Raw genomic sequence first — 13,776 nt, forward strand, 5'->3', positions numbered from 1 at the left:
CGTTATTTGGTTGCCACATGCCTGCCTGCTATAATTTCAATTCGGCCTGAGCCAGTTGTTCGGTAACTGTTTTGGACGTGGTTGTATAGGACACATGCAATTTCCCGGTTTGATAATTCACCCCCGGTTTCTTTTCGAGTGCAAGATGAAGCTGACGTTGTGTATTTGGAGTATATACCGCCAATCCCCTTGCCACCGCTACCTGGGTTACTTTCCCCTGGGGCGAAATATAATCCACTGTGATATCACCATATACCGAAGAATTTCCCAACCGGTTAAACAGGAGGTTCAGTCCCGGCGCCGGCGTATTGACGCGGTCTACCGAAAGGTCGGTCAACTGTACACTTGCTTTGGTTTCACCCACCCGGATGATAACGGGAATGGTAATTCCGAAAATCGGGGTGAGTTTAACGTTAATACCACCACTGTCTTTCTTCGGAATATTTTCGCCTGCAGGTTTTTCGTCTGGCACGGCCCTGAAATACAGGTGGGAGCGGTATTCGCCGGCTGTCAACTCGCCGGCGTTGGTCAGCTGTAATTTTATCACCTGTGCTTCATTGGGCCCCAGTACCACGCTGCGGGGAAAAAAACGAAGGTATTTACTGGCAAACTGTTGTCCGGAGTCTGGTTCATTGATCTGTTCAAAAGTGCCGTTCTTGTTCATCCTTATCTCCACAAATGAAATAAGGTACCTGGCCGTATCTTTACCTGAATTAGCCAGGTTCAATTCTTCAGCACGTTTTTGTCCTTCAAAAACAACGCGCACAGGCGTAACCAGCAGGTTACCTTGTGCGCTCACTTCAGATATTGCTATGCAGCAACATAACATAATAGCAGCCACAAAACGGGGGAGACATGTCATCGGGGGAACATTCGGATATACCGATATTTTCATGGCTTCGTACTTTAGGATAATACAGTCTATAGCCGCATACCGGGTGCGTGCTATACAGGATAATTGGTTAAAGTTACCCGGAAACGTATCGTGCGTCCGGTCAGTTATAATTCACTGTTACATCAAAGGGAGTTCCTGAAACATATGTGCCGGCGGCTTGCGCTGCGCTGACATTGAGTGTAGCGCCAACAGTGAGGGTTTGCGTACCTGCTGTAAGGGTTCCAACGCCTGTCGGATTGCTGACGAAATTGGTTACGGTCATTGTATTGGATCCGCTGGTAATGGTTAAAGCAGTGGAAGGTAATGTAATGCTATAGGAATAGCTGCCGGTACCGGTTACGGTAAATGAGGCGGCTGTAACGGTTCCTGTGGCTGTAGAGGGAAGCGTTACGCCTCCTGTACGGGAACGCACGCCTGCCGGGGTCAGTACCACGGTTCCACCCGCAGTAGATTGAACAGCTACATTACCAAAATTCATGTCCACATCTTTTACAATACTGATTGGCGTTACAATGGTGGCTGTTGCCGTTGCGGATGCCGTTTCCTGCGCGGATATACGAGGACTTACTGCCATCAATGCCAGCGAGACGAATGCGATGATGCTAAGCTTTTTCATGTCGGTTGTTTTTATCATGTAGGATATGTGTGAACAGTTTACAGGTATCCAATGGACGACGAAAAGACCTGCCAGGGGCACTTGCATGTTGCTTTGGTGGTATAACGAGCTACTGTTTCTCAGGGTCATTGTTTTTTGATCATGTTGTTCGAGGGAATATCTGTAATGAAGATAATAAAAAAATGTAGAAGTATGAATTTCTAGATGTCTTTTTGATTGATTATCTGTGGATTTGCCTGACCCTGTCAGGTGGTAATTTGCCTGGCCATACACCATAAATATTTGCAGGTATCACCCCGTTGAATAAACAATTCCCGGTAGTAAAATTCCCGGCACAAAAATCACCTTGTTTTTCTTATTCATATTATTGTCTATATGACATTTAACATGATCATAAATTAATACGGTTAAGTATTTTAGGATAATATATGTTTATAATCGGTTAATAATTCTGCATACCTGTTTGCTGCTTACACCTACTTTTATTGTGCTAACTATTCTATCAGAGCTTTCACTGTCAACCAAATGTTCATTCAAATGGCACCATCATCAAAATCAGCAGTATCAGGATGCTTCGCGCCGCTATGCGTGGTATGTTTTCTTGTACTCTTGTCCTTTTCTGCGTCAGCGCAGAAGAGAGCGATTACGGGTACTGTCGCCGATTCATCCGGCGCGCCTGTTATCGGCGCCACCGTCCGGGAAAAAGGCGGTAAGGCTGTCACCACCTGTGGTTCCGACGGAACCTTTAAACTAACCGTAGATGAAAAAAATTCGCTGCTTATTTCCAGTATCGGGTTCCTTAATAAGGAAGTGCCGGTGGGCAGCAACACGACCTTTGCCATTACTTTAACCAGCAATACCTCCGCGCTGACGGCGGTAGTGGTAACGGCCCTGGGGGTGAAGCGGGAAAAACGCAACCTTACCTTCAGCTCCCAGCAGCTGAACGGAGAGGAGCTGTTAAAAACCAAGGAACCCAACCTGGTGAATACGCTGGCGGGCAAGGTGCCGGGTATACAGATCACCAGTTCTTCGGGTAATGCAGGCGCCTCTTCCCGTATTGTTATCAGGGGGAATTCTTCTCCTACCGGGGAAAACCAGGCTTTATTTGTTATTGACGGGGTACCGGTAGATAACACGGAAACCGGCAATATAGGTGGCGGAGCAGCCGGTTCCGGCGTAAACCGTATCGCAGATATTGATCCTGCTATTATTGAAAATGTGAACATCCTCAAAGGCGCTGCCGCTACAGCATTGTACGGTTCTTCAGGCGCCCGGGGCGTAGTGCTTATTACCACCAAAAATGGTGGAGCGGATAAAAAACCGGTGTTCAGTTTTTCATCTGACGCCTCTTTCGAACATCCGCTGTTGCCGGAACGGCAAACTGCTTATGGGCAGGGTACCACCGGTATCTTTTATAACGGTGAGGATGCCGACAAAAAAACAAATCTTTCCTGGGGCCCCCGCATGGATACCCTTAAGGTAAATGGCCTGCCCGCGCCTACCTACGACCCTTACGATTTTTTCCGTACCGGTATTACTACCAACAATACCATTGCTGCTTCCGGCAGTAACAATAATTCCAACTACTTTCTCAGCTATTCCTATTTCAACCAGAAAGGCGTCATGCCGGGAAATGATTTTAAGCGGCATTCCTTTTTTGCAAAGTACAATTCCAGGATAGGCAAGTATGTAAGCACTACTTTCCAGATGGGATACAGCAACTCTGATCAGGACCGGCTACCCGAAGGCGCCAGTAACGGGCCTTTATATGTGTTGCTGGTGCAACCGGTATCTTGGAATCCCTACCCGGTACTCCGCCCGGATGGCAGCCAGCGCGGTTACCGCAATTCAAGGAATATGCCCCTGTGGACGCTCGATAACATCAACAACGACTCCAAAGTCAACAGGTTTCTCCCGGTATTTACCGCCAACATCACGCCTGCCAGCTGGCTTACCATCACAGAAAGACTCGGTGCGGATATTTACACCGAGGCCGATAAGTACATAGAACATCCAAGCCCGCAGATCGGGCTCACAGGACAGATCAGGAACCAGAACATCAACTTCCGGCAATTCAACAATGACCTGATCATCAACGCCACAAAAACATTTGGCAAATTTAATGTGAACCTGTTGCTGGGTAACAATATCTATACTACTTACAACCAGTACATGAATATCAATGGTACCGGGTTAAATATTACTGACTTTGACAATTTATCGTCCGGTACCACTATCACAGGCACGGAGAATCATACCCAGCTTAGAAAAGTGGGCTTCTACTCCCAGGCTAATATTGAATACAACCGCTTCCTTAACCTGTCGTTAACCGGCAGGTACGACGGCAGTTCGGTACTCAATCCCGATAAGAACTTTTACCCTTACGGCTCGGCTGCAGCCAGCTTTATTTTCTCCGAATTCCTGGGGCCCAAAGCTTCCGATGTTATTAACTTCGGAAAAGTGCGATTGAGTTATGCCACAGTAGGTAACGATGGCGTAGGGGCGTACGCGTTATCTACCCCGTATGTGCAGGCAGGTAGAAACACTAATGCCGGTTATTTCCTGTTCCCCTTCCAGGGGCAACAGGGATTTTTACTGACATCTGCGCTGGGTAACCCCTCACTCATCAACGAACGGCTTAATGAATATGAAGCAGGACTGGAGATGCGTTTCCTGAAAGACAGGATCACCTTTGAAGGATCTTATTTTAGCCGCCGCTCCAAAAACGGGCTTATTCCGGGTTCACAAATCTCCAATGCCACCGGCTTCAGCTCTACCACCATTAATTCCGCAGAAATATCCAACAAAGGAATAGAGCTGTTGTTGGGCGCTACTCCTGTGAAGTCAAAAGATTTCAGCTGGAATATTACCCTGAATTTTTCGAAGATCAAAAATAAGGTGCTTACACTGGGACCAGGCATCGATCAGCTGGGACGGCTCATAAAAGGACAACCTTATAATATCTTCTATGGCAGCCGTTATACGCGTGCCGCCAACGGCGAGTTGCTGATCGATGCCGGTGGATTACCGGTAGTGGATCCGCAACAGGGCATTGTAGGCGATATTAACCCTGACTGGCTCGCCGGCATGGATAACAGTTTTCGTTATAAACAATTCAGCCTTTCCTTTTTCTTCGACATGAAAAAAGGCGGTGATGTACAAAATGATGTAGATGCGGGCGGTTTTTATTACGGTACTGCGAAGGTAACGGCGACCCGTGGTAAAATGGTGGTGAAAGGAATCAGCGAGGTAGACGGGAAGCCCAACAACGTGGAAGTAGATGCGCAAACCTACTACCAAACCAGGCAATATGAATCTACCATCCAGGATGGTACTTATATCAAGTTGCGGAATGTAAGTCTCTCTTATTTCCTGCCGGCTTCCTTCCTGGCTAAAACACCATTTAAATCCGCTTCACTGGCGGTAGCCGGCAGAAACCTCTGGATCTACAGCCCGCATTTTACCGGCGCTGACCCGGAAGTAAGCTCCTATGGCACCGGCAACAGCTCACAGGGCATCTATTCGTTTTCTACGCCTACGGCGCGCTCTGTTAACTTTTCACTGAAATTCAGTTTTTAGTATGCCAGCACCACTAAAATTTATCAACATGAGAAAGTCCTTTTATATACTGCTGCTCTCAGGTATTTGTTTACAGGGTTGTAAAAAATTCCTCGATGTAAACAAAGATCCCAACAATCCCACAGATGTACAGGAATCACTGATCCTGGCGCCGGCAGAACTGAATATTTCCGATAACATCCAGGGCGGTAATGCGGGGATCATTATACAGAACTATGTGCAGAACATAGCTGCCAACCAGCTGAATCCTTATGTAGGCAGTTACCAGTTGTTTAATGTTGATATGGATGGCGACTGGTCCAGCTTTTACGTGAGCTCGCTCAACAACCTGATTTCCCTGAACAAAAAAGCGGAAGCCAATAACAACTGGAATTATGCGGCCATTGCCAAAATACTAACGGCTTACACCCTTGGCACGGCTACTGATTTCTGGGGCGATATTCCCTATTCCAAAGGGTTTAGCAGCGGCGTTTTTATTGTGCCTTACGACAAACAAGAGGATATCTATAAAAGTATCCAGTCACTGCTCAGCGACGCTATCGCCAACATCGATAAAAATAGCAGTCCGAAGAGCCCCGGCGGTGATGACTATTTCTACAACGGCAATATGAGCGCATGGCGAAAACTCGCCTGGTCGCTGAAAGCCAGGTATTATATACATCTTACAAAAGCGCCCGGGTATGCTGCTAAAACGCAGGCGGAAAATGCGATGACCGCTTTAAAGAACGGCATGACATCCAACAACGACGATTTTAAATTCACTTATTCGGGTGCTGCGGGATCGGAAAACATCTGGTACCTTACCTTTACACCGGTAACCACCTATGTAATGAATGCCACGCTGATAGATTCATTGCGTAACCGGAAAGATCCCCGGCTGCCGAAGATCATTGCTCCGGCTTCGGCAACAGGATTATATACCGGCAGAAAGATCGGTACGCCCACCGGAGACCTGGCGAAGTACTCATATCCTGCGGCATTTTATGGCGCAAAATCATCTTCCAACTATATATTCAGTTATACTGAAGCACTGTTCATACAGGCAGAGGCCCTGTTGATCACCGGCGGTTATACTGTAGCGCAGCCGGTATATGTAAATGCGATCAATTCCCATTTGTTCAAACTCGGTATTGATACCACTTCCGCTGCCGCTACTGCATATGTAAACAGCCGTAAACTAACCGGCAGCAATGCCTTGCAGCTGATCATGGAAGAAAAAGCAATAGCGAATATCTTCAACTTTGAAACGTATAACGACTGGAGAAGAACGGGTTTTCCAAAATTGCAGAAAGTAGACGGCGCATTGATAGACATCCCCCGAAGGCTATTATATCCGCAAAGCGAGAGGTTAACGAATGAACAACCCCAACAGACAGCCATTCAGCATACGAAGGTTTGGTGGGATAACTAGAACGGAAGTAATTATTTATAGAGTGTCCCTTTCAAAATGAAATATCCCCTAACCTTAGACAAGGTTGGGGGATATTTTATTTTGAAAGGGACACTTTAATTAAAAGCGCATTATTGTTTCACTACTTTCATCGTTTTATGCTGAGTGCCTTGACTGATACTGATATAGTAAATACCAGGTTTCAGATTTTGGCCAACCTGGTAGTACGTGCCGGCATTTATTTTTGTAGAATAAATGACGTTGCCGGCATTATTAACAATGACAAGCAGTGCCGGTGCTTTTGAGGAAGAAGCCATTTTCAGATTAAACACGCCATTTGAAGGATTGGGATATACCTGTGCTGTAAAATCCAGGTCCTTGCGGCCGATTACTTTGTTGTCGGCTACTGCCATCGTGTTTTGATTTTCACTCAAACTTTGCAGGGTGTCGCCGGGTGGTAATGTGCGCACTTCGATGGCCGCTATTGAACCACTATAAGGATCATACAATCCTGTTTTAGGATAGAAGAATACCTGTATCAAACCTGCGCTGTTGGCTCTTGCCCTGATAGTTTTTATAACAGCGGTGTTCAACCTGTTGCCCGCCGCCTGGTACACATTGAAGTCCATAAGACTGTCGAGGCCATTGGTAGCTTTTATGCTGAAGATCCTTTTGTTTTTCTCTGCGTCCTGTGGTTCCACAAAATGCAGACGGATGGCATAAACAGTGTTAGGCGTAAGTCCGCGCAGGTAATAGCGCATCTGGGTAACGTTGTCTTTGAATACGCGTATATACTCGTATACCTGCGGAGGAGCGGGATCGGTTACATACGACAGGTCTACCGGCGCATTCACTTTTTGCACCCAGGTATAACCTGCATGCCATAACTTATCTGTGCCGGTGGGTCCTTCGGGAACATATTGCGCAAAGGTGGTATTGGCATACGGGCCTGGAGGCGTTTGTGTGGTACCTGCATTGATACCGTAAACAGCCGATTTGTTGGTCTTTAGCACTTCTATACAATAGTCATCCAGCCATACCGTCCCGGATCCTGTCTTGGCCATCCAATAGGTGAGTCCTGTTGCGCTGTCCGGTACGTTAATGGTGTCTCTTACCTGGGCCCAGTTGTCGCGGTATGCGGTCACATTGTATACTTCTTTTGAATAAGACGCATTGCCCGTTGCGGCGCCCTGGCTATCGATGAAACCAACACCGTATCCTGCCCACCAGGGATAACCCATCGCATCTTTTTCCAGTTTAATCCATTTTGTAAATACGATGACGCTACCGCCTCTCACGGGTATGGAACCTTGTATGTTTAAAGCGGTTTTTGCATTTGTGAAACCCATGGTAACCGCCTTGTCACCCGAATGGCCTTTACCGCTAACGGCATATACGACGCCCGGTGTAAGAATAGTATCTTTAAAAGACAGCCAGTTAACGAGACCGCTTTCAAAGCCATAGTTGGGTATACCTCCACACGAATCAAACGGTACTACCGTTACCGGCAATGCAGCTGAAACACCGGAGCTGTCCTGCGTATTGGCGGTAATAGTGAGCGTACCTTGTTTGATCGCAGTAATTAAGCCTGCACTGTCGATGGTAGCGAACGCAGTATTGGAACTGCTCCAGGTTACTTTTTTAATGGACGTATTAGCAGGAATAAAAGAAACGTTTATCCGTATGGTATCTCTCTCCCCGATGATAACAGGAGATGGCTGGAATGTTAAACCAGTGGCCAATACATTGGCTACATGGATATTGGTTTGGGCAGCAATGGCTGGGTTGTCTGCAGATGTAGCTTTGATAATAACATTGCCTTGCCTGATGCCGCTAATAAGACCGGTGGAGCTGACGGTAGCCAGGGTAGTATCCGAAGAGGTCCATATCACGCCTTTATTGCTGGCCTTCGCCGGGCTGATGATCGCATTCAGTTGCAGGGACGATCCTACAAATACATTGGCGGAGGTGCTATCTAATGTTAATGTGGTAACCGGTATATAGAAGACATGGTACGTTTTGGCAGCCGTGAAACTACTTTCTACGGATTGAGCCGTGATGGTAACCGTGCCTGCTCTTTTTCCTGTTACGATACCATTCAGGTCTACCGTAGCAATGGAGTCGTTGGAAGATTTGTATACCAGGTTCCGGTTAGTGGCATTGGCAGGTGTAACCGTGAGTTTCAGCGTGTCTTTATAGCTCACATACAAATTGCTGCTGTCTGAATAAATATTAATTCCCTGCAGCGGGATAATATTTGCTTCGAGCGCGGCTATAGAAGCGGTGTATGGACCGTTGACAACGCCGTTAGGATAAAAGAACACGGCTATCAGACCCTGGTTATCTGATTTGGTTTCCAGGGTACGTGTAATCACGGTATTCAGCTTATTACCTGCCGCCTGGTAAGGGTTAAAGTTGATGAGGCTGTCGCCACCGGTTTTTACGCTGAATGTCCTGTTGGCTTTATCCACATCGCTGGGCTCTATAAAATGCAGGCGGATAGAATAATTAGCATTGGGAATCAGGTTGCGGAAATAATAACGCATCGGTGTTTGGTTATACCTGGAGATGCGCATGTATTCATATACCTGGCGGGGAGCAGGTGATGTTACCTGGCTCAGGTCTGCTGTTGCGGTGATTTTAACATTGCCGGTATATCCTGCATGCCATAGCTTATCTGTACCCGCAATGCCTTCCGGTATATATTGACCCACACTGGCATTCTGATAGGGTGTTGCCGGGTTGCCGGTAGTTCCCGCATTGATGGCTACCACCGTTGTATTTACCACCAGTTGCACGACTTTAGTGAAACCGCCATCTGCCGCAGTAATAGTAAGGGTAGTAATACCCATCTTATAGCCGGTTACTACGCCGCTGGCATCTACTTTGGCAATCGTGGTATCCGCTATTGACCAATTCAGGGTTTTATTGGTAGTGTTGGCAGGTATAACGGCAACGGCTATCTGCTTAGGCGTATTCATAGTACCATATACGATACTGTCTACGGTAACACCGCTAGATATCGTGGGCGGAATGACGACCAGCTGCCGCGTATTGGTTTTCCCGCCATCGACCGATGTAAGGGTGATCGTAACGGTACCTGCATTGATGGCCTTTACGTTTCCGAAGGGATCTACCTTTGCCACCGCTGTATCGGAAGAACTCCACGTAACAGATGGATTGGTAGGATAAGTAGGCGTCAGCTTCGCATTCAGTTTGATGGAGTATCCTTTTACAATAGTATCTGATGAAGGATTGATGATTTCGACCGACTGCACAGGACCTGCTACCGGTGCGCCGAAGTAGATGCCATTTCCATGAGCAGATATGATCATTCTGCCTTTGTTATCGGCAGCAATGCTGGGCGCCACGCCTGGCAGGCGATCCAGGATGGTAGTCCAGGTGCGGCCGGTATCATCTGAGCGGAAGGCGCCGTAGTAAATACCATTGATGGGAATGGCCTGGCTGGTGACGTACAAAGTCAGGTGCGCATTGGGTGTAGTGTCGGACATGGCTACTGCCACCCATTTAGGTTTAATACTGTCGCCGCCAACCTTCACGAATGTTTTACCGGTATCTGTAGTATGATAAAGGGCGCTGTTTTGAGAATAGGATTCATTGTGATAGGCAATCCATACATCGCCTGTTTTTCCCGGCGTTGTTTCCACGTTGGAAGTAGTGGCGTAAGCGGAGCCATTCGAATTATTACCACCATTGGCAGTAAGGCCGGTGGCTGCTGTTTGCGTGAATGATTTTCCACCATCGGAGCTAACAAAAAAGCCGCCACGGTCCCATACATAGAAATAATCGCCGTTTACTTTATCTGACGCGAGGTGGTTTTCCCCGGGATACACCATCCACTGCCCGCCTGCGGGCAGGATCCCTGAAGAAAGGCCGCTGGATTTTGTCCAGTTAGCGCCCAGGTCGGACGACCAGTAAACGTTGCCCAGGTTGTTGCCATCCATTTGCGTGAGCCAGACAATATTCCGGCGGTTGGCAGATACGGCCATACGTCCGCGTAAACCCGGCGATTTTGGAAAGAGGGTGTAGTGATCGCCGCCATCGGTGGAATATCCTGAGCGCGAGTCGCTGATGTTCGTGGTACCTGCGCCATCGGAGCCTGCACGCACGATAAAATCAGGATCGGTATATTGGAAAGCTACGCCGTTCATATTGAATGCGCCAAAAACGTTGTTGTGCAGCACAGTATTGGAAACCGCGCCCTCGGATAACGGCTCCGTCAGGGACCGGTGATGACCGCCGCCCACATCCGCCGTAGCGGTGAGCAGAACACTTTTGCCGCTGGGAGGACAAAGCATAGGACCTGTTACCATGATTTCTTCCAATCCTACTACACGGACCTTCCAGTTATTTTTTTGATCAGAGATATTATCTGTAGAAAGTATATCCAACAGGTCGTTGATCCATACCCTTTCGGGATAAAAAGGGTCCCAGGTAAACGCATGCGCATTATGTCCGGGATCATTATAGGATAAACCATCATTTGCTGAATGCGGCGCTTCAGAATTATCACGGGTGCCTATTACTCCCGGTGTATAAGAGCCCTGGGCGCCGCCATTTTTTGAAATATAATAGGGGTCTTTTTGCCAGGAGCCACGGGTGCTTACAATAATATAATCTGAATTGGCAGGACTTACGGCCACTTTGGAGAAGAACCTGTCGGACTTAACCAGGTCGGGTTCTAAAGTTACCGGAGAAATGTCTTGCCAGGTATTGTTCCTATACTTGAAGACGCCCTTTGGCAGGTTTTCGGTGCCGGCAGATATGTACAGGGTCCCATCGGCGTGAATCGTGGCCCGGATAGGATACAGCGGGCTATTGCTCATCAAGGTGAATGAAACACCGCCATTGTTTGATACGTATACGCCGTTGGCGCGACCAATATAAATCCGCTTGCTGACATCTACCCCATTGATGGCAATGGTACCTGCACTTTTGTCGTACAGCAGGAAAGAACAGGAGCCTGGCGTGGTAATGTCGCTTACCTGCGACCAGCTGGCGCCGGCATCTTCCGATTTCCAGGCGCCACTCTGGTCTGTTACTACCCATACCCGGTTGCAGTTGGCAGGATCTACCTGTATACGATCCCCGTAAATCTGTGTGTTGTTGGGACTTACCAAAATGGGTACATGTAAATCAGTCCAGGAGTCGCCCCGGTCGGTACTCTTCATGATAGTACCGGCGCTGGTGCCTTTACCGGGACCCGGACCGGCTACGTGTTCTACGGTAGCATACAGGATATTGCCGGTGGCATCATTGGGATCTACGGCGATACTGCCGCAACGCTGGCTAAACTCCCAGCCCCAGTAGTTAACAGGCATCTTTTTAAACAACATTAAATCCTCCCATCTTTGCAGGTTCTTATTCCATCGGTAAGGAGTGCCAACATCCGTGGTGATGAAATAAAGGTCGGGTACCTTCGGGTGTGGTACAAAAGAGGGCAGCGCACCGGACCCGCCTATCCGGACCTGGTTCCAGGTGTACGTTTGCGCGCGTACGCCCTGCGAGGCGGCCAGGTAAAAAATAGTTAATAGTAGTGTGTAGCAGATCTTTTTCATGTTCATAGTGGAATTTACGAGCGGGTGTTAAAATTGAAAGTTCAAAGAATAGTAATTGGCTATCGGATCTGACGAACTTTTCTGTTGGTGACCATCCCTTCTTTTGTGACTAATTCCATCCGTTGTTGATATCTTTGGCTACGTTAGGATTATAATTTTTTTCCGCATCAGGAATAGGGAACAGCAGGTGTTTATCCTGGAAGGGCTGTGTGCCGGTTCCGGGTTCTGCGGCCTTTTCTGCGTTAATGGTTTGTTTGATAATGCCCCAGCGCAACAGGTCGAAGTACCGGGATTGTTCGCCGCATAATTCCAGTTGTCGTTCACGCATCAATATTTTCATGGCATTTGTTTTATCACCCAAGGTGGTATATAAAAATGCATGGGAGCGGGAGCGAACACTATCAATCAGTGCCAGCGGCGCATTGCCGGTATTGCCTTGCTGGATCTGTGCTTCGGCCAGCATCAGCATTACATCTGCGAGGCGGATTACCTGTCCGTTAATCGGGCTTTTGGGATCTCCGTATTTTTCCATGAGATGATAATACTCATATTTCTTCCAGCGATAGTCGCCCTGTGGATCGTTGGCATCAAAGGGATATGCCTTTGCGCCGGCAGCGCATTGCTGGCAGTAAGCCGTTTCGCCACCGGAAGCGGCGGTACCGTAGAAGGTAGATTTGGCGCGGGGATCAGTATACGGCAAACCATTGGCAGGATTCGGGTAGGTGAAAGCTTTCACAGCGGCAGTGCTGATGTATACATTCTTCCAGTCGTTCCAGCCATACTCCATGGCACGACCGCTATGCGTTTGCTTGCCCACCTGTTCGGCGCCGTTGCCAAACATATAGTAAGGCGAACCGATGCCCCAGTCGGTCCACTGCTGGTTCATGATCTGGAAAATGTTTTCGGTGGTGTTCTGATTGGTGATACTAAAAACATTATCAAAAGAAGAATCAAGTTTGTACGCGTATGGTGCGCCCATCAGTTTTTCGAATTCGGCCTGTGCGGGCACCCATTTTTTCTGGTACAAATAAACTTTGCCGAGCAGTGCTGTCACAGCGCCTTTGGTGGCCCTGCCCAATTCGGCGGCAGGATATACCACAGGCAGTTCTGCGGTAGCCTGCGCTTCTGTCAGGTCTTTTTCTACCTGTTTCCACACATCAGCAGCAGGGCTGCGGGATAAATAGTTGTTATTAAGTGTGGTTTGATAGTCGATGTACAGTGGCACATCTCCCCATAATGTTACTAAATGAAAGTAAGCGTATGCCCGCAGGAACTTAACTTCCGCGAGGTACTGATTCAGTTTTGCGCGATCTGCGGTGGCCGTAGGATTCCAGGCGGCGGCACGATCTATCACCAGGTTGGTTCTGAAAATCATCCGGTACAGGGAACTCCATAACGAGCTGAGATCGGCGTTGTTTGTACCAAAACTGTAATCGCCCAATTCCTGTTCCGCACCAAGCAAAAAGCTGGCCCGCTTGGCCTCATGCCCCATCAGATCAAAAATATAGTAGTACTCCCTGGCCCATAAACCGGGATGGAGCAGTGTGGCGTAACTGGCTACAGTAGCCTGGTTCAGCGCACCGGTATTGGTGAAATAAGTATCATACGCATAGGCGCTCTGATCTACCAGGTCCAGCCGGGATTTTTTACATCCGGAGCCAATGGTCATCAGTGCGGTTATCAGCAGCAATTGATAGGTATACTTCTTCATAAAATC

At 48.0% G+C, this 13,776-nt stretch carries 6 protein-coding genes; 2 read left to right on the plus strand and 4 right to left on the minus strand.

What is annotated here, in order from left to right:
• Positions 1–28 precede the first annotated feature (28 nt).
• Positions 29–895, minus strand: a complete 867-nt coding sequence (locus KE626_RS10565) for a fimbrial biogenesis chaperone (protein ID WP_211972866.1) — start codon at positions 893–895, stop codon at positions 29–31.
• A 100-nt stretch (positions 896–995) separates the two neighbouring features.
• On the minus strand, positions 996–1,511 hold the full coding sequence (locus KE626_RS10570) for a DUF4402 domain-containing protein (RefSeq protein WP_211972867.1): 516 nt from the start codon (positions 1,509–1,511) through the stop codon (positions 996–998).
• A gap of 537 nt (positions 1,512–2,048) precedes the next feature.
• Between KE626_RS10570 and KE626_RS10575 the strand changes: the two genes are divergently transcribed.
• Together KE626_RS10575 and KE626_RS10580 are read left to right on the plus strand one after the other, a co-directional pair.
• Positions 2,049–5,090 carry a SusC/RagA family TonB-linked outer membrane protein gene (locus KE626_RS10575; protein ID WP_211972868.1) on the plus strand — a complete coding sequence of 1,014 codons (3,042 nt, stop codon included), beginning with the start codon at positions 2,049–2,051 and terminating at the stop codon, positions 5,088–5,090.
• A 28-nt stretch (positions 5,091–5,118) separates the two neighbouring features.
• On the plus strand, positions 5,119–6,501 hold the full coding sequence (locus KE626_RS10580; RefSeq protein ID WP_211972869.1) for a SusD/RagB family nutrient-binding outer membrane lipoprotein: 1,383 nt from the start codon (positions 5,119–5,121) through the stop codon (positions 6,499–6,501).
• Between the two features lie 110 nt (positions 6,502–6,611).
• On the opposite strand, the gene KE626_RS10585 is transcribed toward KE626_RS10580, so the two are convergent.
• Entirely contained in the window at positions 6,612–12,059 is a 5,448-nt protein-coding gene (locus KE626_RS10585; RefSeq protein WP_211972870.1) for an Ig-like domain-containing protein, read from the minus strand.
• Between the two features lie 109 nt (positions 12,060–12,168).
• Positions 12,169–13,770 (minus strand): RagB/SusD family nutrient uptake outer membrane protein, encoded by a 1,602-nt coding sequence (locus tag KE626_RS10590; protein WP_211972871.1) that lies wholly within the window; start codon positions 13,768–13,770, stop codon positions 12,169–12,171.
• Between the last annotated feature and the right edge of the window lie 6 nt (positions 13,771–13,776).

Source organism: Chitinophaga hostae, from assembly GCF_018224885.1.
Classification (GTDB): Bacteria; Bacteroidota; Bacteroidia; order Chitinophagales; family Chitinophagaceae; genus Chitinophaga; species Chitinophaga hostae.